Annotated in this window: 19 protein-coding genes and 1 riboswitch; of the genes, 10 read left to right on the top strand and 9 right to left on the bottom strand. The window is 70.3% G+C overall.

Annotation, left to right across the window (positions count from 1 at the left end; all coding sequences use genetic code 11):
- Positions 1–69 precede the first annotated feature (69 nt).
- A complete protein-coding gene (locus ORV05_RS06065) occupies positions 70–438 on the bottom strand; it encodes an Rv2175c family DNA-binding protein (protein WP_268757459.1) in 369 nt (122 codons plus the stop codon).
- Positions 439–570: 132 nt separating this feature from the next.
- Between ORV05_RS06065 and ORV05_RS06060 the strand changes: the two genes are divergently transcribed.
- The 3 genes from ORV05_RS06060 (at position 571) to ORV05_RS06050 (ending at position 4,791) form a co-directional block, all read left to right on the top strand.
- Positions 571–2,697, top strand: a complete 2,127-nt coding sequence (locus ORV05_RS06060) for a Stk1 family PASTA domain-containing Ser/Thr kinase (protein ID WP_268757458.1) — start codon at positions 571–573, stop codon at positions 2,695–2,697.
- A gap of 262 nt (positions 2,698–2,959) precedes the next feature.
- A complete protein-coding gene (locus ORV05_RS06055) occupies positions 2,960–4,210 on the top strand; it encodes a wax ester/triacylglycerol synthase family O-acyltransferase (protein WP_268759714.1) in 1,251 nt (416 codons plus the stop codon).
- Between the two features lie 32 nt (positions 4,211–4,242).
- On the top strand, positions 4,243–4,791 hold the full coding sequence (locus ORV05_RS06050) for a 2'-5' RNA ligase family protein (RefSeq protein ID WP_268757457.1): 549 nt from the start codon (positions 4,243–4,245) through the stop codon (positions 4,789–4,791).
- A 61-nt stretch (positions 4,792–4,852) separates the two neighbouring features.
- Here ORV05_RS06050 and ORV05_RS06045 read toward each other — a convergent pair whose 3' ends face one another.
- On the bottom strand, positions 4,853–6,244 hold the full coding sequence (locus ORV05_RS06045; RefSeq protein ID WP_268757456.1) for a class II 3-deoxy-7-phosphoheptulonate synthase: 1,392 nt from the start codon (positions 6,242–6,244) through the stop codon (positions 4,853–4,855).
- Between the two features lie 77 nt (positions 6,245–6,321).
- The gene (locus ORV05_RS06040) at positions 6,322–7,272 is read right to left on the bottom strand and encodes an alpha/beta fold hydrolase (RefSeq protein WP_268757455.1); all 951 of its coding nucleotides are present in this window, start codon (positions 7,270–7,272) and stop codon (positions 6,322–6,324) included.
- Positions 7,273–7,345: 73 nt separating this feature from the next.
- On the opposite strand from ORV05_RS06040, the gene ORV05_RS06035 reads away from it, so the two are divergent.
- Positions 7,346–7,930 carry a TetR/AcrR family transcriptional regulator gene (locus tag ORV05_RS06035; protein WP_268757454.1) on the top strand — a complete coding sequence of 195 codons (585 nt, stop codon included), beginning with the start codon at positions 7,346–7,348 and terminating at the stop codon, positions 7,928–7,930.
- Between the two features lie 6 nt (positions 7,931–7,936).
- Here ORV05_RS06035 and ORV05_RS06030 read toward each other — a convergent pair whose 3' ends face one another.
- From ORV05_RS06030 to gltB, 5 genes are all read right to left on the bottom strand, one after another.
- Positions 7,937–8,869 (bottom strand): trypsin-like serine peptidase, encoded by a 933-nt coding sequence (locus ORV05_RS06030; RefSeq protein ID WP_268757453.1) that lies wholly within the window; start codon positions 8,867–8,869, stop codon positions 7,937–7,939.
- A 105-nt stretch (positions 8,870–8,974) separates the two neighbouring features.
- The gene (locus tag ORV05_RS06025) at positions 8,975–9,955 is read right to left on the bottom strand and encodes a zinc-dependent alcohol dehydrogenase family protein (protein ID WP_268757452.1); all 981 of its coding nucleotides are present in this window, start codon (positions 9,953–9,955) and stop codon (positions 8,975–8,977) included.
- Between the two features lie 212 nt (positions 9,956–10,167).
- The gene (locus ORV05_RS06020; RefSeq protein ID WP_268757451.1) at positions 10,168–10,755 is read right to left on the bottom strand and encodes a TetR/AcrR family transcriptional regulator; all 588 of its coding nucleotides are present in this window, start codon (positions 10,753–10,755) and stop codon (positions 10,168–10,170) included.
- Between the two features lie 89 nt (positions 10,756–10,844).
- Entirely contained in the window at positions 10,845–12,353 is a 1,509-nt protein-coding gene (locus tag ORV05_RS06015; protein WP_268757450.1) for a glutamate synthase subunit beta, read from the bottom strand.
- On the bottom strand, positions 12,346–16,917 hold the full coding sequence (gene gltB / locus ORV05_RS06010) for a glutamate synthase large subunit (protein WP_268757449.1): 4,572 nt from the start codon (positions 16,915–16,917) through the stop codon (positions 12,346–12,348). Before gltB ends, ORV05_RS06015 begins: the two co-directional genes overlap by 8 nt.
- Before the next feature lie 283 nt (positions 16,918–17,200).
- A riboswitch (cobalamin riboswitch) is annotated at positions 17,201–17,362 on the top strand.
- 87 nt (positions 17,363–17,449) lie between these two features.
- Here gltB and ORV05_RS06005 point away from each other — a divergent pair.
- The 4 genes from ORV05_RS06005 (at position 17,450) to ORV05_RS05990 (ending at position 20,630) form a co-directional block, all read left to right on the top strand.
- Positions 17,450–18,370 (top strand): ABC transporter substrate-binding protein, encoded by a 921-nt coding sequence (locus tag ORV05_RS06005; RefSeq protein WP_268757448.1) that lies wholly within the window; start codon positions 17,450–17,452, stop codon positions 18,368–18,370.
- Positions 18,371–18,390: 20 nt separating this feature from the next.
- Positions 18,391–19,404, top strand: coding sequence for a FecCD family ABC transporter permease (locus ORV05_RS06000; RefSeq protein ID WP_326938121.1), 1,014 nt, complete (start codon positions 18,391–18,393; stop codon positions 19,402–19,404).
- A complete protein-coding gene (locus tag ORV05_RS05995; protein ID WP_268757446.1) occupies positions 19,401–20,177 on the top strand; it encodes an ABC transporter ATP-binding protein in 777 nt (258 codons plus the stop codon). The genes ORV05_RS06000 and ORV05_RS05995 overlap by 4 nt, the downstream gene beginning before the upstream one ends.
- Before the next feature lie 117 nt (positions 20,178–20,294).
- A complete protein-coding gene (locus tag ORV05_RS05990) occupies positions 20,295–20,630 on the top strand; it encodes a hypothetical protein (RefSeq protein WP_268757445.1) in 336 nt (111 codons plus the stop codon).
- 228 nt (positions 20,631–20,858) lie between these two features.
- Here the strand turns inward: ORV05_RS05990 and ORV05_RS05985 are convergent, their stop codons facing one another.
- On the bottom strand, positions 20,859–21,650 hold the full coding sequence (locus ORV05_RS05985; RefSeq protein ID WP_268757444.1) for a hypothetical protein: 792 nt from the start codon (positions 21,648–21,650) through the stop codon (positions 20,859–20,861).
- Between ORV05_RS05985 and ORV05_RS05980 the strand changes: the two genes are divergently transcribed.
- Both ORV05_RS05980 and ORV05_RS05975 read left to right on the top strand, forming a co-directional pair.
- Positions 21,600–22,817 carry a hypothetical protein gene (locus ORV05_RS05980; RefSeq protein WP_268757443.1) on the top strand — a complete coding sequence of 406 codons (1,218 nt, stop codon included), beginning with the start codon at positions 21,600–21,602 and terminating at the stop codon, positions 22,815–22,817. The genes ORV05_RS05985 and ORV05_RS05980 overlap by 51 nt on opposite strands.
- A gap of 25 nt (positions 22,818–22,842) precedes the next feature.
- Positions 22,843–23,625, top strand: a complete 783-nt coding sequence (locus tag ORV05_RS05975) for a hypothetical protein (protein ID WP_268757442.1) — start codon at positions 22,843–22,845, stop codon at positions 23,623–23,625.
- Positions 23,626–23,634: the final 9 nt, after the last annotated feature.

The following is a 23,634-nucleotide window of genomic DNA, read 5'->3' as shown; positions in this document are numbered from 1 at the left end:
CCATGCCCCGGGGCGTGAGCCCCACGCCCGGTTCACGCACCAGCGAGCGCACCGGGGCGGGCCGCAAGCTCAGAAAGCCATCGCCTGGGCGCGCCGCTTGACCTCGGTGCCGTGGTTGGTGCGCAGTGCGTTGATCGGGGTGGTGCCGGGGAGGGTTTCGTCCTCGCTGTAGAGCCACCGCAGCATCTCCGTGCGGCTGAACCCGGCATCCGCCAGTACGGTCAGCAGCCCGTTCAGGCCCTTCACCGGCGCGGCACCGACGAGGAAGTCCGCGGGCACGCACAGGTCGCCGCTCCGGCGGACGGCGATCAGCTGACCGTCCCGCAACAACTGCCGCACCTTGTTGACCGACAGGCCCATGACCGCGCCGACCTCGGCCAGCGGGAGCAGGGTGACCTCCGGGCCAAGTACGTCATCAGCGACTGGAATCGCACTCACAGCTGACACTGTGCCATATGGCGCGGCCAGGGGTGCACTATCGCACCGGCACCGTGACGAAACTTCGACGGAGCGCCAAGTTGATCATGGGCTGTGTCCGCCGGAGGCGCGCGTATCCGTACGATCCCCACCGTGACACCCACCGACGCCAGCCTGGCGGGAACGCTCCTCGAGCGGCGTTACCGCGTCGACGCCCTGATCGCCAGGGGCGGCATGTCCTCGGTGTACCGCGGGGCCGACACCCGGCTGGACCGTCCGGTCGCCATCAAGATCATGGACCCGCGGTTCGCCGACGACCGGTCGTTCGTCGACCGGTTCGAGCGCGAAGCACGCTCGGCGGCCCGTCTGCACCATCCCAACGTGGTGACCGTGCACGACCAGGGCGTCGACGGAGCACATATCTTCCTGGTGATGGAGCTCGTCGCGGGCGGCACCCTGCGTGACCTGCTCGACGAACGGGGCCGCCTCGAAGTCCCGCTCGCGCTGAGCGTGGCCGAGCAGATGCTCGCCGCACTGGCCGCGGCCCACCAGGCCGGCCTCGTCCACCGCGACGTCAAGCCGGAGAACGTGCTGATCGGGCAGGCGGGCACCCCGCCTACCGGAGTGGTCAAGGTGGCGGACTTCGGGCTGGTGCGCGCGGTCGCCAGCTCCGGTACGACCAGTTCCAGCATCATTCTCGGCACGGTCGCCTACCTCTCCCCGGAGCAGGTGACCACCGGGATGGCCGCCGAACGCGGTGACGTGTACTCCACGGGCGTCGTGCTGTACGAGATGCTGACCGGGCAGGTGCCCTACACCGGTGACACCGCGATTTCCGTCGCGTACCGCCACGTCAACGACGACGTGCCCGCCCCCGGCGCGAGCACGCCCGGGCTCCCGCCCGAGGTGGACGAACTGGTGCTGCGGGCGACCCGCCGTGACCAGGAGGGCCGCCCGGCGGACGCGGGCGCCTTCCTCGAGGAGCTGCGGCGGGTGCGGGCCTCCCTCGGTCTCGAACCGGTACCGATCCCCGTTCCGGCCCCGAAGGCGGCTCCCACTCCCACCCCCACGCCTGCACCCACTCCCACACCCACTTCCGCACCCACGCCCGCGCCGCAGCCGTCTTCCGTGCGCCCGCCGTGGGCGGTGGGGGACGCCGAGCGCACGATTCCGGCCATGTCCCCGGTGGCGCCGCCCCCGCAGGCGGACATGGCGACCTCGTTCACCGCCGCGGCCCCGATGGCGGGCCCGCGCGGCACCCGGGCCATGGTGCGGCCGCCACAAGCACCACAAGGGCCACAACCGCCCCGGACAGGCCACTCGCCCGTCCCGCCGCAGGAACCCGAGCCCGGCCCCTCCGGGGTCAAGGCCAAGCTGACCGCGTTGCTGCGCGACAAGCGCGCCCGCTGGGCGGTGGGCGCTCTGGCCGCGGTTGTCCTGCTCATCGTGGTGCTGTCGTCGCTGTCCGGCGGGCAGAAGTCCTCGCGCACGGTGACCGTGCCCCAGGTGGCGGGCATGGATCGGGCGACGGCGGCGAAAATCTTGAGTGACAACGGTTTTTCCACGAAGTTCACCCAGCAGCGCAACAACACGGTGGCCGCGGGGCTGGCCATCCGCAGCGACCCGTCCGCGGGAACCGGTGCCCTGCGCGGCACCGAAGTCACGGTGGTGCTCTCGACGGGACGGCCCACCGTGCCCGACATCGGCGCCAACACCTCGCTCAACCAGGCGGAAACGGCCATCATCGCGGCCGAACTCGTCCCGGCCCACGACGAGAGCGCCGACCAGTACAGCACCACGGTGGCCGAAGGCAATGTCATTTCGGTCAGCCCGCAGCCCGGCACGCAGTTGGACCTGGGCTCGAAGGTGACGATCGTGGTGTCCAAGGGGCGGCCGCCGCAGCCCGTGCCCGACGTGACCGGAATGTCCCACGACGACGCCTTCACCTTCCTGCGCCAGCAGGGCTTCGAGCCCTACGACGCGGGCGCGGAATTCTCCCAGAACGTACCGGCGGGCAACGTCACCCGCACCACCCCCGCCGCGGGCGGGCAGATCCAGGGAAGCAGCCTGCGCGTCGGGGTGTACGTCTCCAACGCCGTCCAGGTGCCTTCGGTGCTGGGCCACTCGATCGAAGAGGCCATGCAGATGCTGCAGCAGGCCGGGCTGCAACCGGATCTCAAGGGACGGGACCGTGGCTTCGGCCTCGTCATCCAGCAGGAACCCAATGCCGGAGAACTCGTGAAAAAGGGCAGCAAGGTGAATCTGAGGGCCATTCCGTAATCACCCCGAACAGGTCACCGGAACAGGTTTTTCCCACAGCTCCCTCGTCCTATGTGGACAGTTTTTCCACCGTTAGAGTGAAGAGAGCTTCTGTTAGCGCGCCGGAAACACAGCGACTACGCTTTCGTCATGTCCCCAAGCTGCAGTAGTAGCGACCTGCATTCCTGACATGACCAGAGAAAGGTCGGCCATGGCCGGGCACCAACTCAGCGGGCTCGATGTCGCATTCCTCTGCCTCGAAGGAGAAACCAGCCCCATGCACATGGGGGCCGTCGTGGTCTTCCAGCCGGAGGCGCTGGCGGACCCGGTGGACCCGGCCCGGCTCGCCACCCTGCTCGCCGAGCGCGCCGCGAAGATTCCGCGGTTGCGCCAGCGTGTGACCCCCACACTGCTCCCACCCGGTGGCGCGGCCTGGACCGAGGACCCGGACTTCGATCCGGGGGCGCACATCCGGGTCCACCGCCTCGGCGAGTTCTACGAGGAGGACCCGCTCGCCTCCTACGCGGCCGAGTGGATCGAGGAACCACTCGATCTGGACCGCCCGCTGTGGGAACTGAGGGTGGTCACGGGACTGCCGGACGGCAGGTTCGCCCTGCTGCTCAAACTGCACCACGCGTTCACCGACGGGGCCGGCGCTTTCGCGGTCGCGGTGGGCCTGCTCGACGAACTGCCCGGCGCCAGGGCGATTCCCAGGCCGAGCCCGTCTCCGGCCGCGCCCCGCTCTCGCAACCCGTTCGACCTGATCAAGGGGGTGATCAGCGAAGCGGGTGAGAACGCCGTCATCGCCTCGGCGATCCTTCGCGCGGCCAGACCGTTCCCGGTCTCGCCGCTGGCCGCCCCGGCCTCCCCGAGCCGGCGCCTGAGCTTCGTCCGGCTCGACCTCGGGGACATACGCCAGGTCCGCCGGGCCCACGGCGGCACCGCGAACGACGTGATCCTGGCCGTGCTCGCGGGCGCCCTGCGCGAGTGGATGGCGAACCAGGGCCGCCGAGTGGACAGCCGGCCGCTGCGGGCACTGATCCCCGTCAGCACCCGGGTCCGTGACGGCGGTTCGGGAGCCAACCAGCTTTCCGCTTACCTGTGCGAGCTTCCCGTCCACCTCGAAGACCCCGTGCAACGCCTGCGCGAGGTGCGCGCGGCGATGAACCGCCACAAGGCCGCGGGACCGCTCGCCGGAGCCGGCGCGGTGCCGGTGCTGGCCGGACGCATCCCGCCGCAGGTGCACCGGCTCGCCACCCGTTTCGCCGGGCACGCCGCCGGACTGCTGTTCGACACCGTGATCACCAACGTGCCGCTGCCCAAGCTCCCGCTCACCCTCGACGGTTCCCCGCTGCGCGAGGTGTATCCGCTGGTCCCGCTCGCACCACGGAACGCGCTGGGCATCGCCGCCGCCGTCTACCACGACTCCGTCCACATCGGACTCCAGGCGAACGGCGCCGCGGTCACCGACACCGGCTCGTTGCGGGATGCGGTGGTGAAATCCGCGGCCGCCCTGTACGAGCAGTCGCTCTGACGATCAGGCCCGGCGTAGGTCATGATTGAGCCATGCCGGTCCCGCCCTGGCTTCGCGACGCCACCCGAAGCGCGATCATCGTTCCCGTGCCCGAGACCGAACCGCTGGTGACCACCCACCAGCGCGCCCTGAACCGCACTGGCCCCTCGCTCGTGCCCGCGCACGTCACCGTGCTGTACCCGTTCGTGCACCCCAGCCGGATCACCGCGGCCGTGGTCGCCGAGGTGGCCGAAGCGGTGGCCGGGATCAGCGCTTTCGAGTGCGCTTTCGCCCGCGTCCGGTGGTTCGGCGACGAGGTGATGTGGCTCGAACCCGATCCCGACGAGCATTTCCGCACCCTGACCAAGGCGGTCTGCGAGCGCTTTCCCGGGCACCTGCCCTATGCCGGGGAGCACCCGGACACCGTGCCGCACCTGACCGTGGCCGACCGCCGCACCGGCGACCTCGTCGGCAAGCGCCGGGCCGCGGCCGGGATCGCCGGTGCGCTGCCGATCCGCGCCCGCATCGACCGGATCCGCCTCGTCGCCGGAGCGGACGAGCACGGCCCCTGGCGCACCATCACCGAAATCCCCCTCGGCTGAGGGACTGTTTCGCAGTGTTTGCGTGGCGGTGCGGGTGGCGGAACCTCAGACGGACCCGTTCTCAGCCGCGGAGCATCTCCGCGACCAGGAAGGCCAGTTCGAGTGACTGCTGGGTGTTCAGGCGCGGGTCGCACGCGGTTTCGTAGCGGCCCGCCAGGTCGAGGTCGGAAATCTCCTGCGCCCCGCCGAGGCATTCGGTGACGTCCTCGCCGGTCAGCTCGACGTGGATGCCGCCGGGGTAGCTGCCCAGCTTGTGGTGCACCTCGAAGAAGCCCTGCACCTCGTCGATGATCCGGTCGAAGTGCCGCGTCTTGTACCCGGTGGAGGACTCGTGGGTGTTGCCGTGCATCGGATCGCACTGCCAGATCACCTTGTGGCCGGTCGACTCGACCTTCTCCACGATCGACGGCAGCACGTCGCGCACCTTGCCGTTGCCCATCCGCGAAATCAGCGTCAACCGGCCCGGTTCGTTGCGCGGGTCGAGCCGGTGCACGTACTCCGCGGCCTGCTCGGGCGTGGTGGTGGGGCCGATCTTCACACCGATCGGGTTGGCCAGCAGCTCGGCGAAGGCGATGTGCGCGCCGTCGAGCTGGCGCGTCCGCTCCCCGATCCACAGGAAGTGGGAGGACAGGTTGTACAGCTTCGGGTTCGCCGCGTCGGTGGAGTCCAGGCGCAGCAGCGCGCGCTCGTAGTCGAGCAGCAGCGCCTCGTGGCTGGCGAAGATCTCGGTGGAGTGCAGCGAGGTGTCCGTCACCCCGCAGGCCGCCATGAACCGCAGCCCGCGGTCGATCTCCGCGGCCAGCGCCTCGTACCGTTCGCTGGCGGGCGAGGTCCGCACGAAATCCTTGTTCCAGTCGTGCACCTTGGTCAGATCCGCCATACCGGAGGCGGTGAGCGCGCGGACCAGGTTCATCGCCGCCCCCGCGTTCGCGTAGGCGCGGATCATCCGGCCCGGGTCCGGCACCCGGACCTCGGGCTTGGCGGTCAGCGAGTTCACGATGTCCCCGCGGTACACCGGCAGGCCCAGCGCGTCCGTCGCGTTCGACCGGGGCTTGGCGTACTGCCCCGCCATCCGGGCGACCTTCACCACCGGCAGGCTCGCACCGTAGGTGAGCACGACCGCCATCTGCAGCAGGGTGCGCAGGTTGGCGCGGATGTGCGGCTCGGTGTTGGACTCGAACGTCTCCGCGCAGTCCCCGCCCTGGAGCAGGAACGCCTCGCCCCGCGCCACCATGGCCAGCCTGTCGCGCAGCCGGTCGATCTCGATCGGGACCGTGATCGGCGGCACGCTCTCCAGCACCGCACGCACGCGGCGGGTGGCGTCGGCGTCCGGCCACTCCGGTTGCTGCGCCGCCGGGCGGGCCAGCGCGTCGTCGAGCCGCTGCCGCAGTTCGGGCGGCAGCGGGGGCAGTTCGGGAAGTGTGTCGACGGGGACGTCCACTGTCCAGTTCACGACACCCAGGATATGGGGTCACGAGCGGGACCGGTCACGGGGACGCCCGGCCGGGGACCGGCCGGGCGTCCCCCTGATCACCGCCGGAAGAAGCCGATCAGCAGGTTGAGCACGAACGAGGGGTTCTCCTCCATCACCCAGTGATCGGCATCGGGCACCACTGCGGGTGTCACCTCGGTGGCGACCCGCGTCATGTCCTGGCCGATCATCGCCCCCATGCTGTGCTGACCGCCCGCGGCGAGCACCGGGATCGTCAGCTTGCCCCCGGTGTCGACCAGCTGCTGCACCGCGGCCTCTCCGGAATCCTGCTGACGGAAGTATTCGAAGCCCGCGTGGGTGCTGCCGGGACGGCTGTACGCCGCCACATAGCGATCCACCGCCTCCGGTGCCAGGGAACCGCGATAGATCGACGTGTAGAAGGAGTACTCGCGCCCGGCCACCAGTTGCTCGGCCACGTCACCGCTGGGGCCGTTGATGAACCAGTCCCACCACAGCACCCCCGGCCGGGCGGCCACCAGGTTGAGGTAGTCGACGGTCGGCGGAGCCTCGAAGACGGCGAGACGGCGCACTTCCGACCGGTACTCCGTGGCGTAGGCCAGCGCCACCGCGCCGCCCCAGTCGTGCCCGGCCAGGTCGATCGAGTGGAACCCCAGTTGCCGCGCGACCTCGTGCACATCGGAAGCGAGCGCCAGCGCCGTGTAGCTGCCGGGGTCGGTGGGCGCGGACCCGGAGTCGCCGAGCCCCCGCAGGTCGACGGCGATGACGGTGTGGTCGCGGGCCAGTTGCGGCATCTCCTTCGACCAGGCGTACCAGGTCTCCGGCCAGCCGTGCAGCAGGACCAGCGCCGGCCCGTGGCCGCCGATCACGTAGTGGACGGGAATCCCGCCGTTGCGGACGTACCCGTCGTGGAAACCGGGCAACGGCGAGGCCTGGGCGGTGGATGCGGCCGGGACGACGGCCAGGCCGGCAGCGGTGGCGACGGCGGCGAGCGCGCTCAGCAGCCACCGGCCCCGGGAACGGAGCGACATGTGGAATCCCCAATTTGTGTAAACGGTGCGTGTCGGCAAAATAGCATCACGGCCCCGGCGCGACAATGGGGTGGTGGACGGACGTGCACACACCGGCCGACGGCGGAACGAGCAGGTGCGCCGCGACATCCTCGCGGCGTCCCTCAGCCTCGTCACCGAGGCGGGCCCGGATGGATTCACCATGCAGAAACTGGCCGAACGGGCGGGGGTGAGCAAACGGACGATCTACCGATGGTGGTCCTCGCGAGCCGCGGTGATCGCCGAAGCACTCACCGACCGCGCCGGTTCGACCGTGCGAACCGCGCCGCCACCATCCACAGTGGACGACCGCCCACTCGGCGACCTCCGCGTCTTCCTGAGCACGACCTTCCGCGGCGCCAGCGCACCCGATGTGGCCCCGGCACTGCGCCTGCTGATGGCGGAAGCACAGGCAGGCGGCGAACCCGCCGAGGAGTTGCGCCGGTTCGTCGGCATCCGCCGGGCCGCCCTGCGCACACTGGTCGCCGCGGCCCGTGACCGCGGCGACCTGCCCGCCACCACGGACGTCGACCTGGTCACCGATGTGGCCTTCGGGGTGCTCTGGTACCGCTTGCTGGTCGGCCACGCACCCCTGGACGAGCACACCGCCGACGGCATCATCGCCCTGCTCGGCGGGTGACGGCCGCTACCCCGCCTGCGCGGCGTTGTACAGGTTCTGCGCGTCGGAGCCGAAGTACGGCCCGAACATGTAGCCCGGCATGAAGTTGTAGCCGAAGCTGTTCACCGAGTTCTGCACACCGGTCCCGGTGGATTCGTCGAAGCCGATGAACCACGGCCCGCCGCTGGAGCCGCCGGTCATGTCGCAGGAGAGCCCGTTGTCGTTGCTGAACAAGAAGTCGGTGAACGCGGTACCGGCACAGTAGATCAGCTTGGTGCCGTCGTAGGGCGAGGCCGCCGGGTAGCCGAAGCTGTACATCGTCTGGCCGCGCGCCTGGTTGAAGGCGATACCCTGACCGCCGACCACGTCCGTGAGGTACCGGCCGCCGAGCGGGTTCACCACCGCCGCGCCCACGTCGTAGTTGATGTCCTCGCTGGCTTCCCACTGCGGGGTGGTCATCGTGGTCTTGGCGGCCCATTCCCCGTACGGCGCGTTGCCGTTGTCGTAGCCGGGGACGAACACCCAGTTCGTGTGCCAGCTCCCCTGGTACTTGACGCAGTGGCCGGCGGTGATCACCACGCTGCGGTTGCCGCTGGTGACCGCGTCCCCGCTGCACGAGGCCTTGGCGCCGTTGAACAGGAAGAAGACCCGGCCCGCGGTGTGGGTGACCTTGCCGCCGCCGGTCCAGGCCGCCCCCGAGGTGGACGAGGCGGCCGGGATGAGCGCGGGCAGGCCCGCGGCGACCGTGGCCAGCACCTGGCCCGCGGCGGTGAGCACGGTGTCGAGCGGGGTGGCGGCCCGCATCGCCTCCGGAGTCCAGAAATCGGTGGCGGCCTGCGTACCGCCCTGCAGGTGCACGGCGACTCGCGGAGCCGCGGAGGCCGCCGACGGGGTCACGAATCCGGCCGCGACGGCGACCGCGGCCAGGAGCACCCCCACTCTCGCCTTCAGGCCCTTCATGACCGCCTCCCTCCGTCGCGAATTGCGGACGGAAAGTGACGGTACGGTGACGGAAACGATCCAGGAAACCGCCGTTCGGCTCAACCCGGGCGTGCTGGGACCGGATCAGTCCACGTCGACGACGATCTTGCCCTCGGCCTTGCCGCTCACGAGCAGGGCGTGGGCGTCGGCGACCGTCTCGAGCGTGAACCGGTGCGGGTCCACCCAGGGCTTGAGCGCGCCGCGGTCGGCCAGTGCGGCGACCTCCCGCACGATTTCTCCGTGGTGCTCGCGGCCGCGCCCGGTCAGCATCGGCAGGAGCGTGAAGACTCCCGAGTAGGTGGCGCCCCGGAACGACAGCGGGGCCAGCGCATGCGTGCCCCAGCCCAGCGCGCTGACCACGTGGCCGGTGTAGTAGCGCGCAGCGGCGAAGGACGAGTCCAGCACGGCACCTCCCACGGTGTCGTAGACGACGTCGAAGCCCTCGCCATCGGTGTACTTCGCGACGTACTCCTCGACCGGTGTGCCGTAGTCGATGCCCGTCGCGCCGAGCCGCTCGATCCGTGCGAGCTTGTGCGGGGAGCCGGTGGCGAAGACCTCGGCGCCGCGTGCCCGGGCGATCTGGACGGCGACGTGCCCGATGCCTCCGGTACCCCCGTGCACGAGCACCTTGTGCCCCTCGCCGACGCCGGCCCGGTCCACCAGCCCTTCCCAGGCGGTGACGGCCACCAGCGGCAGCGCCGCGGCTTCCCGGAAGCTCAGCGACTTCGGCTTGCGCGCCAGCAACCTCGCGTCCACCGCCGCGGCCTCGGCCAGTGATCCCTGAAGCGCCCCCACCCCGCCGGTAAGGCCGTAGACCTCGTCACCCGGCGCGAAACCCGTGACGTCCTCGCCGACGCGCTCGACGACACCGGCCAGGTCCAGGCCCGGCACGGCGGGCAGTTCGGTACGGGCGTGCGCGGCCCGGCCCGCCTTGATCTTCACGTCCAGCGGGTTGACCCCGCTGGCCTTCACCCGTACCAGCACCTGCCCAGGGCCAGGCTCGGGCGTCCCGATCTCCCGCAGCTTCAGCGGAGCTCCGAACTCCTCCAACACGATCGCACGCATGCCCACCACTCGCTTCCACTCTCGATGCCCGAGGGCCGGAGACCCGCCCCGCTTAATCGAACAGAACAGTCCGTTCGATTAAGTCCCGGCTATGTGGAAGGTCACGCGATTCGCCCACCTCAGATGAGTTCCACCCTCGTGCGCGTGGTTGGGGTGCCCTGAAGGTCGCCTTCAGGGTCATAAACGCCCTCAAGGCCACCTTGAGGAGCGGGTCAGGCGCGGGTGGGGGTGAGGTGGCTTTGGATCAGGTGGCGGGCGGCGGACTTCGCCTCGTCCACGACGGCACGGTCCTGCAGCAGCCGCCCGGAGGCCAGCGCACCGTCGATCAGCAGGCCGATCTGCCGCGCGAGCGCCCGGGGATCCGCCGCGCCCGCCTTCTCGCTCAGCTCGGTGAGCCAGGCCTGCCGCCGCTCGGTGTGCTCGATAGTGATCGCCCGGGCCTCGGAGTCCAGCGGGCTCTCCACCGCGGCGCTGACGAACGGGCATCCGAAGAAACCGTGCCGGTCGAACGCGTCGAGGAGTGCGTCGAAGACCCCGACCAGCTGATCGGCCGCCTCCGGACCGGCCGCCTCGGCGGCCGCTCGCAGGCGGCCCCGCCACGATTCGTCCGTCTGGCGCAGATACGCCCCGACGAGCTCCTCCTTCGTCCGGAAGTGCACGTACAGCGTCGACTTCGCCACTCCGGACGCCTCGATGACCTGCTCGATACCCACACCCCGCAGGCCGTGCCGGTAGAACAGCTCGGCAGCGGCGGCCAGGATCCTGTCCACCGTCTTGGTCTTGCGTACCTGCGTCACCACAGCGCAACTCCTACCGGGAAAGCCGTGAAGGGCCCCTTCACGGTCGAATCGACCGTGAAGGGGCCCTTCACGGGACCAGCCAGGTCGCGTCAGACGACCGCGAGGGGCAGGGCGGTCGGGTGGACGGGGGCGGGCAGGTCGGAGCTGCCGGTGAGGTAGGTGTCGACCGCGTGCGCCACGGAGCGGCCCTCCGCGATCGCCCACACCACCAGCGACGCGCCGCGGTGCGCGTCGCCGCAGACGAAGACACCCGGTGCCTCGGTCTGCCAGTCCGCACCGCAGGACAGCGCGCCGCGCTGGGTCAGCGACAGCCCGAGGTCGTCGAGCAGGCGCATCCGCTCCACGCCCTCGAACCCGATCGCCAGCAGCACCAGATCCGCCGGGATGGTCTCGATCTCGTCACCGACCGGCTCGACCGTCCGCACCCCGGTCTCCCGGTCACGCGTAACCCGCACGTGCTGCAGCTCGATCGCCCGCACGTGCCCCTCGTCGTCGCCCACGAAGCGCTTCACCGCGACCCCGAAGAGCCGCTCACCGCCCTCGTCGTGTGCCGGATAGGTCCGCAGGATGTACGGCCAGGTCGGCCACGGCGAGCGGTCGTCGTCGCGCGTGGTGGGCGGCATCGGGTACTGGTCGAGCTGCGTCACCGACAACGCGCCCTGACGGCTGGCAGTGCCGTAGCAGTCGGCACCGGTGTCGCCGCCGCCGATGACCACCACGTGCTTGCCGTTCGCGTCGATCTCCGGCGGGCCGTCACCCTCGCACTGCCGGTTGGCCTGCACCAGGTGCTCCATCGCCAGGTGGATCCCGGCGAGCTCCCGGCCCGGCGTGACGGTGTCGTCACGGCCGCGCAGTGCGCCCACCGCCAGCACCACCGCGTCGTACTCGGCGCGGAGCTGCTCCACGGTCAGGTCGACGCCGACCTCGCAGCCGGTGACGAACCGGGCGCCTTCCTTGCGCAGCTGCGCGAGACGCCGGTCGAGGTGCTTCTTCTCCATCTTGAACTCGGGGATGCCGTAGCGGAGCAGCCCGCCGAGCCGGTCGTCCCGCTCGTAGACGGTCACCTCGTGACCGGCACGGGTCAGCTGCTGCGCGGCGGCCAGGCCCGCCGGGCCCGAACCGACGACCGCCACGCGCTGGCCCGAGGACACCTCGGCGACCTGCGCTTCGACGATGCCCATTTCCCAGGACTGCTCGGCGATGGTGGCCTCGATCTGCTTGATCGTGACCGGACCGCCCGAGGCGGGCGAGATGGACAGCACGCACCCAGCCTCGCACGGCGCGGGACACAGCTTCCCGGTGAACTCCGGGAAGTTGTTCGTCGCGTGGAGCCGGTCGCTGGCGGCGGCCCAGTGCCCCTGGCGCACCAGGTCGTTCCACTCGGGAATGAGGTTGCCCAGCGGGCAGCCCGAACTCCCGGAGTGGCAGAACGGGATACCGCAGTCCATGCAGCGGGTCGCCTGGACGCGCACCTTCTTGTTGCGCGCCTCGGGGCTCGCCTCGGCGTAGACCTCGCGCCAGTCGTGGACGCGCTCCTCACGGGGCCGCTTCTTCGGTTCTTCCCGCTCGAATTTCATGAAGCCCGTCGGGTCAGCCACGGGCCACCTCCATAACGGCCTCATCCACGTCGCGCCCGCTTGCCTTGGCCTTCTTCATCGCCTCGAGCACGCGCGCGTAGTCCCGCGGCATGATCTTGGTGAAGGCCGCCGAGCGGCGCGGCCAGTCGCCCAGCAGCGACGCGGCCACGGTCGAGCGGGTCAGCTCGTGGTGACGGGTGACGATGTTCTTCAACCAGGTCAGGTCCTCCGGCTCCAGCGGGACCAGATCGACCATCTCGCCGTTGACGTTGCGGCGATCCAGGTCGAGCACGTAGCCGATCCCCCCGGACATGCCGGCGGCGAGGTTGCGCCCGGTCGGCCCGAGCACGACGGCCCGGCCCCCGGTCATGTACTCGAAGGCGTGGTCCCCCGCCCCTTCGGCGACCACGACGGCGCCGGAGTTGCGGACGCAGAACCGCTCGCCCACCTGGCCGCGGAGGAAGATCTCCCCCGACGTGGCGCCGTAGGCGATGGTGTTGCCCCCGATCACCTGGCGTTCCGCCGCGAAGGTCGCGTCCGGGTGCGGGCGCACGATGATGCGGCCGCCGGACAGGCCCTTGCCGACGTAGTCGTTGGCGTCGCCGACCATCTCCAGGGTGATCCCGCGCGGCATGAACGCGCCGAGCGACTGCCCGGCGGAACCGGTGAGCCGCACGTGGATCGTGCCGTCGGGCAGGCCCTCACCGCCGTAGCGCCGGGTGATCTCCGAGCCGAGCAGGGTGCCCACGGTCCGGTTCACGTTGCGGACCGGCAGTTCCAGCCGTACCGGGTGCGCGTCCTCGAGTGCGGCCTCGGCCAGCTGGATCAGTGTGCGGTCGAGCGCGTGCTCCAGCCCGTGGTCCTGTTCGCGGACCTTGCGGCGCGCGCCGCCGTACGGGGTGTCGGTGGGCATCTCGAAGATCGGCTTCAGGTCGAGCCCGGCCGCCTTCCAGTGGTCCACGGCCTCGTCGACGTCAAGCAGGTCCGCCCGGCCGATCGCCTCGTCGAGGGTGCGGAAGCCGAGCTGCGCCAGCAGTTCCCGCACTTCCTGTGCGACGAACCGGAAGTAGTTCACCACGTGCTCGGCCTGGCCGGTGTAACGCTTGCGCAGATCCGGGTTCTGCGTGGCCACGCCCACCGGGCAGGTGTCGAGGTGGCAGACCCGCATCATGATGCAGCCCGCCACGACCAGCGGGGCGGTCGCGAAACCGTACTCCTCCGCGCCGAGCAGCGCGGCGATCACCACGTCCCGCCCGGTCTTCATCGCACCGTCCACCTGTACCGTGATCCGGTCCCGCAAACCGTTGAGCAGCAAGGTCTGCTGCGTCTCGGCGAGCCCGATCTCCCACGGTGTGCCCGCGTGCTTGAGCGAGTTCAGCGGAGAGGCGCCGGTGCCGCCGTCGTGCCCGGAGATGAGCACCACGTCCGCGTGCGCCTTGGACACGCCCGCCGCGACCGTGCCGACACCGAGTTCGGAGACCAGCTTCACGTGGATGCGGGCCTTTTCGTTGGCGTTCTTCAGATCGTGGATGAGCTGCGCCAGGTCCTCGATGGAGTAGATGTCGTGGTGCGGCGGCGGCGAGATCAGCCCCACCCCCGGCGTCGAGTGCCGGGTGCGCGCGATCCATGGGTACACCTTGTTCGGCGGGAGCTGGCCACCCTCACCGGGCTTGGCGCCCTGCGCCATCTTGATCTGGATGTCGTCGGCGTTGACCAGGTACTCGCTGGTCACCCCGAACCGTCCACTAGCGACCTGCTTGATGGCGCTGCGGCGCTCCGGGTCGTAGAGCCGTTCCGGGTCCTCGCCGCCCTCACCGGTGTTGGACCGGCCGCCGATGCGGTTCATCGCGATCGCCAGCGTCTGGTGCGCCTCGGCCGAGATCGACCCGTAGGACATGGCGCCGGTGTTGAACCGCCTGCAGATCGACTCGACCGACTCGACCTCGTCGAGGGGAATCGGCTGCCGTTCCCCGGTGCGGAATTCGAACATCCCGCGCAGCAGGCCGCCGTCGCGTGCCAGGCGGTGCACCTCTTCGGTGTAGGCCCGGTAGGCCTCTTCCTTGCGGGTCTTGGAGGCGTGCTGCAGCAGGAACACCGTCTCCGGGGTGAACAGGTGCAGTTCGCCCTCGCGGCGGAAGGCGTACTCGCCACCGGTGTCGAGCCTGCGGTGCACCCGGTCGGTCGGGTTGTCCGGATACGCCCGGCGGTGCCGCATGGCGACCTCCTCGGCGAGCACGTCCAGGCCGACCCCGCCCAGTTTGGACACGGTGCCGGTGAAGTACTCGTCGAGCAGTTCCTGTGACAGGCCGAGGGATTCGAAGACCTGCGCCGCGGTGTAGGCACTCACCGTGGAGATGCCCATCTTCGACATGATCTTCTGCACGCCCTTGACGAGCGCCTTGACGTAGTTGCGGACGGCCTGCCGGGCTTCGACGCCGGTGAGCATGCCCTGGTGGATCATGTCTTCGATGGTTTCGAAGGCCAGGTACGGGTTCACCGCGGCGGCACCGTAGCCGAGCAGCAGCGCGATGTGGTGCACCTCGCGCGCATCGCCGCTTTCCACCACCAGTGCGACCCGGAGGCGTTCCTTGGTGCGCACCAGGTGGTGGTGCACCGCGGACACCAGCAGCAGCGACGGGATCGGCGCCATCCGGTGGTCGGAGTCGCGGTCGGACAGCACCAGGGTGCGGGCGCCCGCGGCGATCGCCTCGGACGCCTCGCGGCGCACGCGTTCGATCGCCGCCGCCAGCGCCTTGCCGCCACCGTCCACTTCGAACAGTCCGGACAGGACGGTACAGGCGAAGCCGGGCAGATCCCCGTCGTCGTTGATGTGGATGAGCTTGGCCAGCTCGTCGTTGTCGATCACCGGGTACGGCAGCTCGATGTGACGGCAGGACGCCGGGCCGGGCTCCAGCAGGTTCCCCTCCGGGCCCATGATCCGGCTCATCGAGGTGACCAGTTCCTCACGGATCGCGTCCAGCGGAGGGTTGGTGACCTGGGCGAAGGCCTGCTTGAAGTAGTCGTAGAGCTGACGCGAGCGCTTCGACAGCACCGCGGGCGGGGTGTCCGTGCCCATCGACCCGATCGGCTCCGCGGCCTTGAGGGCCATCGGGGCGAGCAGGATCTTCAGCTCTTCTTCGCTGTAGCCGAAGGAAAGCTGGCGGCGCAGCACCGAGTCGTGGGTCTGCGTCACGTGGTCGCGGTCGGCCAGGTCGGCCAGTTGCAGCAGCCCGGCGTGGACCCAGTCGCCGTACGGGTATTCGCGGGCCAGGCCGCTCTTGACCTCGTTGTCGTCGATCAGCCGCCCGGCCTCGGTGTCCACCAGGAACATCCGGCCCGGCTTGAGCCGCCCCTTGGCGACCACGTTCTCCGGCGGGACGTCGAGCACGCCGGCCTCACTGGCCAGCACGACGCGGTCGTCCGCGGTGCGCCACCAGCGCGCGGGGCGCAGGCCGTTGCGGTCGAGCACCGCGCCGACGAGGGCGCCGTCGGTGAAGGTCACGCAGGCGGGACCGTCCCACGGCTCCATCAGGTTGGCGTGGAACTGGTAGAAGGCCCGGCGCTCGTGATCCATCGTGGCGTGGTTCTCCCACGCCTCCGGAATCATCATCAGCACCGCGTGCGGCAGGCTGCGGCCGCCGAGGTGCAGCAGTTCGAGCACTTCGTCGAAGGAGGCCGAGTCGGAGGCGTCGGCCGAGCACACCGGGTAGAGCCTGGTCAGGTCGCCGGGGATGAGGTCGGAAGCGAGCAGCGCCTCGCGGGCGCGCATGCGGTTGCGGTTGCCGCGCACGGTGTTGATCTCACCGTTGTGCGCCACGTAGCGGAACGGGTGTGCCAGCGGCCACGACGGGAAGGTGTTCGTGGAGAACCGGCTGTGCACCAGGGCGATGGCGCTGGTCAGCCGCTCGTCCCGCAGGTCGGGGAAGAAGGCGGGCAACTGCTCGGGCGTGACCATGCCCTTGTAGACGAGGGTGCGGGCGGACAGCGACGGGAAGTAGGTGCCGCATTCGGCGGACACGCTGTCGCGCTCGACCCGCTTGCGGAGGCAGAAGGTCAGCCGGTCGAGGTCGATCCCGGCGGGACGGACACCGTCGGCGTTCGCCTTGCCCGCCACGAAGAGCATGACGAAGTGCGGCATCACCGACCGCGCCGTCGGGCCGATGTCGGCCCCGTCGGCGTCGGTGGGCAGTTCGCGCCAGCCCAGGATGTCGAGGTCTTCTTCCTCGGCGAGCCGCTCGATGAGGGCGACGGCCTTGGTGCGCCGCTCGGTTTCGGCAGGCAGAAAGGCGATACCGGCGGCGTACCGGTGGTGACCGTGCGCGTCCGGTTCCGGCAGCGGGAACCCGGTGACCGCGCGCAGGAACTCGTCGGGAAGCTGGAGAAGGATGCCGGCACCGTCGCCGGAGGTGGGCTCGGCGCCGGCGGCCCCGCGGTGGTCGAGGTTGGTGAGCGCCGTCAGCCCGTCGGTGATGATGCCGTGTGTGCGTCGCCCGCGGATATCGGCCACCATGGCAACACCGCAGGAGTCCTGTTCGGTGCTGGGGTCGTACAGACCCTGCCTGCCAGGGTTGGCGGAGAAGATCATGCGGGGACCTCCTTCGTCGTCGTCGTGCTCAGTTCGGAAAGTTCCCCCGGTTTGCTGTGCTCGGGACGACGATGGCCCGCTGATTAGCGCGACCTTAACACCCAGGAAACACGAGGGCACCCTCTCGCAGTGTGGATTTTCATCCGAACGGTAACGATCTGGCTGCGACGAACGACTTCGTTCCTGATGGGCTCAAACCGGTTGGAGCTCGAGCCCAGTGTAGCTCCCGGCTAACCTTTTCAAGGCTACGTGAACCTTCCGCCCCGGGACCAGGGTCGGCGGTGGTAGCGTTCCTCACGCTGGTCAGCGGCCTGTTGGCCAGCGACGCGAGGTCAGCGAAACCGGTGCGAACCCGGTGCTGTGCCGCAACTGTGATGGCTTTGGACACACACGAGAACGGTGTTCGAAGCCGAGCCAGGTCGCCTGCCCCCGCGTCGACGCCATTCCGCCTCCGGCGCAGAGGTGCGGCGTGACCGGGGACGGCACGGCGTGGCAGGCGCACCGGAGCCGGGCGAACATCCCCGAGGTTCGTATGACGCGCAGGTTTCTGCCGCTGCTGCTGGTATTGCTGACGCTGGCCGGGTGCGCCACGCGCCCCCAGGAACACGACTCCTCCGCCCCGCCGGACACGGAAGCGGTCTTCCCGGTCACCATCGGTTCCCTCACCATCCAGCGGCAGCCCACCCGGATCGTGTCCCTGTCCCCGTCGGCGACCGAAACGCTGTTCGCGGTCGGCGCGGGCAAGCAGGTCGTCGCGGTCGACTCGACCTCGGACTACCCGGCACAGGCCCCGCACACGAAGCTGGCCGCGCTGAGCCCGGACCCGGAGGCCATCGCCGCCTACCACCCGGACCTGGTCGTCGTGTCGGCCGACACCAACGGGCTTTCCTCGGCACTGGCGAAGATCGGTGCGCAGACCCTGGTGATGCCCGACGCCAAAACCCTGGACGACGCCTACCGGGAATTCGCCGACCTCGGCACGGCGACCGGGCACCGCGCGGAGGGCGAGAGCCTTTCCCGGCAGGTGCGGGCGGACGTCGACGGGATCATCGCGAGTACGCCGAAGCCCGCCAAACCGCTGAGCTACTACTACGAACTCGACCAGACCTACTACAGCGCGACCTCGGCCACCTTCCTCGGCCAGATCCTGCAGCGGTTCGGCCTGACGAACATCGCCGACGGCACCGATCCGTCGGCCTCCGGCGGCTATCCGCAACTGTCGCCGGAACGCATCCTCCAGTCCGATCCGGATCTCGTCTTCCTCGCGGACAGCAAGTGCTGCGGCCAGAACGCGCAGTCCGTCGCGGCGCGTCCCGGCTGGAACACGCTCAGCGCCGTCCAGCACGGCCGCGTGTTCACGCTCGACGACGACATCGCCTCCCGCTGGAGCCCGCGGATCGTCGAACTCGTGCGCGCCGTGTCGACCGCGGTGTCCCAGGCCGCCACCCGGTGATCCGTTCCCGGCGTGCCTCGGTGCGGACGCGCCTGCGGGCCCGCACCGTGGTGATCGCCGTGCTCGTACTGGCGGCCGTGCTGCTGTGCGCGGTGCTGGCGGGGGCGGGCGATCTGGGCTGGCGCCGCGTGCTCGGCGAGCTCGTCGCGCAGGTCACGGGCGGGCAGTCCCCGCTGTCGGCCCGCGAAGCCGCGATCGTCTGGCAGCTGCGGGTGCCGAGGGTCCTGCTCGCCGGGCTGGTCGGGGCCGCGCTGGCGATGTCCGGCGCGACTTTCCAGGGGGTGTTCCGCAACCCGCTCGCCGATCCGTACCTGCTGGGCGCCGCCGCGGGCGCGGGGATGGCGGCGACCCTGGTGGTGGTGCTCACCCCGAACGCCGGGGCCTGGGTGCCGCCCGCCGCCTTCCTCGGCGCGATCGGCGGGGTCGGGCTGAGCTGGCTGCTGGGCCGGACGGGCGGCGGCCGCCCCGGGACCGGGACGCTGCTGCTCGCCGGGGTGGCCGTGGGCTCGTTCCTGTCCGCCGTGCAGACCTTCGTGCAGCAGCTGAGGACCGAGACGATTCGCCAGGTCTACACGTGGATGCTCGGCGGGCTGAACGTGACCGGCTGGCACGAGGTGCTGGTCGCCGCACCATACATCGGCCTCGCCGCCGTGGTGTTGTGCCTGTCCGGGCGGCTGCTGGACGTGCTTTCGCTGGGCGACGCCGAAGCCGCGTCGCTCGGGCTGCACCCCGCGCGCGTGCGGTTGCTGCTGCTGGCGGCCGCCTCACTGGCGACCGCCGCGGCGGTCTCGGTCAGCGGGCTGATCGGGTTCGTCGGGATCGTGGTGCCGCACGTGGTGCGCCTGCTGGCGGGCGGCAGCTACCGGGTCGTGCTGCCCCTGTCCCTGCTGGGCGGGGCGGCCTTCCTGATCGCGGCGGACCAGGTGGCGCGCACGGTCATGCCGGGGGAACTCCCCCTGGGGGTGGTGACGGCCTTCGCCGGCGCCCCGTTCTTCGTCGCCGTGCTCCGCTCCTCCCGGGAGAAGGTGTCGTGACCGGCCTACGGCTCCGAAACGTGCGTTCCGGGTACGGCGAACGGACCGTGCTGCGCGAGGTGACGGTAGAGGTGCCGAGCGGGGGCTGGCTGGCCATCGTCGGGCCGAACGGCGCCGGTAAGTCCACCCTGCTCAACACGATGGCGGGCCTGCTGCCCGCCGACGGCGAGGTCCTCGCCGGCGGCCGCGCCCTGCGCACCCTTTCCGCGCGGGAAAAGGCCAGGCTGATCGCCTTCGCCCCGCAGGATCCCGTTCTGCCGGACGGGATCACGGTCACCGACTACGCGCTCCTCGGCCGCACTCCGCACCTCGGCCCGCTCGCCCGCGAGGGCGCCGCTGACTTGTCCATTGTGGATGAGGTGTTGCACCGGCTCGATCTGGCCGGGCTCGCCGGGCGAAGGCTCGGCACGCTCTCCGGCGGCGAACGGCAGCGGGCGGTGCTCGCCCGCGTACTGGCCCAGCGCGCGGGGCTGCTCCTGCTCGACGAACCGACCACCGGCCTGGACATCGGGCACGCACAGGCGATGCTCGAGCTCATCGACCGGTTGCGCCGGGAGGACGGCACCACCGTGGTGTCCACACTGCACGATCTGACCTTCGCCGCGCAGTACGCCGACGAGATCCTGCTGCTCGCCGACGGTGAGGTGGTCGCGGCGGGAGCACCGGCGAACGTCCTGACCGGACCATTGCTGCAGCGGCATTACGGTGCCAGCGCCGAGATTCTGACCACCTGCGGCGGCGAACTGGTGATCGCCCCAATCCGTCGAAAGTAGACGATCCGGACACAAGTGGATCTTTCCGGTTTTCTCGGGAAACCGCGACGGGATGATCCACACGTGTCCTATTCTTCGTCCGCATATCGGACGTGACACTTCTTTGGGGGGCTGCACGTGGACTTCCACGTCGATCCGGACTCACTCGACGAATACGCGAAGGTCCTGGAAGGGCTCAACTCGGCGATCGACGCGATCAACGAGTACATGCACACCTACGGCTGCGACAAGTCGGGTTTCACCGGCCTGTTCATGATCCTGCACCCGGTGATCGACATGATCGGCTCGCTCTACGGCGACACCCTCAAGTTCGGCAGGCAGCGCCTCGCGTCCCTTGTCGACGGTGTGCACAAGGTCGCGGAGGCCTACCAGCAGATGGACGAGAACGCCTCGAAAATGCTCGAGGATCTGCTCGGGGAACTGCAGGACGCCAAGACCCCCGCCCTCACCTAATCGCAGCTCTCCCGCGAACGGATTCCACCCATGGCATCGAACCGGCCTCACCAGCCGCACAACACACCCCACAACACACCCCACAACACACCCCACAACACACCGTCGCACCCGACGATGCCGCAGGCTCCGAGCTACCCGCCGCGGCCGTCGTACCCACCGCGGCCGAACTATCCGCCCCAGCAACAGCCGACGTACCCGCCGCAGCCGAACTACCCGCCGCGGCCGTCATACCCGCCGCGGCCGAACTATCCGCCGCAGCAACCCGGCCAGCAGCGGCCCGGGCAGCAACCGGGCCAGCCGGGCAACCAGCAACCCGGTCAGCAGCGCCCTGGGCAACAGCCCGGACCGCAGCAACCCGGCCAGCAGCGCCCCGGGCAGCAACCGGGCCAGCCGGGCAACCAGCAACCCGGTCAACAGCGCCCCGGGCAACAGCCCGGCCAGCCGGGTAACCAGCAACCGGGCCACCAGCCGGGTCAACCCGGCCACCAGCCGGGTCAGCCGGGTCAGCCTGGTCAGCCGGGACAGCCTGGTCAACCGGGCAACCAGGAGCCAGGCCACCAGCACCCCGGAAGCCAGGAGCCGGGCCATCAGCACCCGAGTGACAACGGTTCGACGACTCCGTCCTCCACCACCGACGACGGTGGCCGCGGCAACGGCCACGGCGAGAACGGCGACGACAACGGGAACGGCGGCCGCGGCGAGAACGGCCACGGTGGTGAAGGCGGCGGCGAAGGCGGCAACGGCGGCGAAGGCCGCACCGGCGCCTCCGGCGGAGACCCGAACGGCTCCGGCGAGGACGGCGGCGGTGAAGGCGGCGGCGAGGGCGACAGCGGCTCCGGTGACGGTGGTTCCGGCGATGGCGGGTTCCAGCCGACCGAGCCGAGCGGCCAGTTCTCCGACGGCTCGGAGATCACCGACGTCCTCCAGCCTCCGGAGCCCGGCGACGGTGCCGACGTCAAGCAGCTGGTGGAGAACGCCGGCTTCGAGGTGATGGCCGTCGACTGGGTCTTCCAGCACATCGCGGGGAAGAGCCTGGTCGACGTGGTGATCAAGCCGCTCACCGGCGACTTCAGCAAGATGCGCCAGAACGCCGCCGCCTGGGACACCATCGGCGACGCGATGAAGCAGTTCTCCACCACCATGTCGGGGAACGCGAAGATCGCCACCGCGAACTGGAAGGGCCCGTCCTCACTCGCCCACAAGGCCTACGTGGACATCGGCTGGAAGGCAGGCCTCCTGGTCGAGGGGCAGATCGCGAAGCTGATCGCCAAGGGCTTCAACGCGGTCGCCGACGGCTCCGAGTCGCTGGCGCGGGAAGCGCTGAAACTGCTCAAGAAGCTGATCGACAAGCTGATCGAGATCGGGGCGAAGGCACTGATCCCGGTGGCGGGCTGGGCGGCCGAGGCCACCACGATCATCGACGCGATCGACATCGCCAACCAGATCTTCAGCATCATCGAGATGATCAAGGACATCATCTCGAAGGTACAGTCGATGTGGCAGTCCATTCAGGACATCGGCTCGCAGCTGGCCAAGATCAAGGACGTGGGCAGCCTCGGCGACCTGGTCGACATCGGCAAGAACATCGCGGGCGACGCCAAGAGCATCTCCAGCGACGCCAAGGACATCGCCAGCGACGCGAAGGACATCCGCAGCACGGCCAAGGACATCGGCAGCCACGGCCACGAGGGCGGCGAGGACGAGCACGGCGGCCATTCCGGCGAGAACGGCGGCGAACACGGCGGGCACTCCGGGGAGAACGGCGGCGAACACGGAGGCCGTTCCGGCGAAAACGGCGGGCACTCCGGCGAGCACGGCGGGCACTCCGGCGAAAACGAGGACGGCGGCCGCACCGGCCGCTCCAGCGGGAACGGCGGGAATGGCGGCCGTTCCGGCGAAAACGGCGGGCATTCGGGCCACAACGGTGGCCAAGCCACCGGCGACCTCGGCAGGCGCGAGGACAACGGGCCTTCCGGCAGCAGTGGCAGGCCCGCCGACGGGGGCCGCGGAACCCCGGCGTCCGGCGGACAACCTCCGCAGCCTCCGCAGCCGGCGCCGACGGGTGGCCCTTCACGTCCGTCCCAACCGCCCCAGCCACCCTCGCCGGGGCCGCACCAGCCACCGCATCAACCACCCCACCAGCCGCCCCACCAGCCCCCGCACCGCCCGCCGCACCGCCCCTGACCGAAAGCACGTGGAGTAAGCCTTCATGACCCAGCCGGACACCCTCGACGATTCGTGGAAGCCCGCGGCCCTGCGGGAGGCCGAGGCGCAGCTCGACGCGACCATGACCAAGGCGCGGGAGCTGATCCAGCGGACCGAGGAGAAACTCAAGCAGATCCCCGATGTCGACCACACCGCCAAGCCGGAGGACATCGCGGCGATCAAGGCGGCGGCCGAGAAGCCGGACGCCTCGGCCGGACTGCGCGCACTGAAGAAGAAGGTCGACGCCGGGGAGCTGACCTGGAAGGACGTCCTGGAGGGCAAGGCCTTCCAGGACGAGGCCGTGCGGGAGGCGATGACCGCCCGGCTCGGTGAAATGCGCGAGATCGCCCAGGAGGCCGAGGAGGGGGCGTCGCTCGAAGACATCCTCGAAGCGCGCGGTGTGACGGGGAGCGTCTTCAACGGCGGCGGTGCCACGCGCCCGCAGGCCGCGGCCCCGCCGCCCCCGCCGAGCGAGGACGACTACTTCTCGGGCAACACGGTGCTGTCGCAGCAGCAGGCCTCGCCCCCGTCGTCGGCACCGCCACCGCCGCCCGTCCCGCCGAAACCGCCCACACCCGGGAAACCGGCCACGCCGCCGGCACCGCCACGGGCGGCACGTCCGCCGGCTCGCCGGGAGGAACCGGGACCGGAGGACTACTTCGAGGACCCGCTGTCGGCGGGCAGGCGGCCGAAGCCGTCGGATCCGCCTCCCCGGAGCAGCCGTCCCCCGCGGCGCGACGACGGACCGGACGACGACGACTACTTCGGCGGTCCCCTGCTCCGCTGACGCCGGGAA

Source organism: Amycolatopsis cynarae (assembly GCF_026802195.1).
Classification (GTDB): Bacteria; Actinomycetota; Actinomycetes; order Mycobacteriales; family Pseudonocardiaceae; genus Amycolatopsis_E; species Amycolatopsis_E rhizosphaerae.
The sequence above is the reverse complement of the archived record's forward strand: the minus strand, read 5'-3'. Positions and strand labels throughout refer to the sequence as shown.

What these genes read in the sequence shown, in the direction of transcription:
- ORV05_RS06050 (WP_268757457.1), top strand. Translation starts at nt 4,243, where the DNA reads ATGCCGGTCCCGCCCTGGCTTCGCGACGCCACCCGAAGCGCGATCATC.
- ORV05_RS06040 (WP_268757455.1), bottom strand. Translation starts at nt 7,272, where the DNA reads ATGTCGCTCCGTTCCCGGGGCCGGTGGCTGCTGAGCGCGCTCGCCGCC.
- ORV05_RS06030 (WP_268757453.1), bottom strand. Translation starts at nt 8,869, where the DNA reads ATGAAGGGCCTGAAGGCGAGAGTGGGGGTGCTCCTGGCCGCGGTCGCC.
- ORV05_RS05975 (WP_268757442.1), top strand. Translation starts at nt 22,843, where the DNA reads ATGACCCAGCCGGACACCCTCGACGATTCGTGGAAGCCCGCGGCCCTG.
- ORV05_RS06005 (WP_268757448.1), top strand. Translation starts at nt 17,450, where the DNA reads ATGACGCGCAGGTTTCTGCCGCTGCTGCTGGTATTGCTGACGCTGGCC.
- ORV05_RS06055 (WP_268759714.1), top strand. Translation starts at nt 2,960, where the DNA reads ATGGGGGCCGTCGTGGTCTTCCAGCCGGAGGCGCTGGCGGACCCGGTG.
- gltB (WP_268757449.1), bottom strand. Translation starts at nt 16,917, where the DNA reads ATGATCTTCTCCGCCAACCCTGGCAGGCAGGGTCTGTACGACCCCAGC.
- ORV05_RS06025 (WP_268757452.1), bottom strand. Translation starts at nt 9,955, where the DNA reads ATGCGTGCGATCGTGTTGGAGGAGTTCGGAGCTCCGCTGAAGCTGCGG.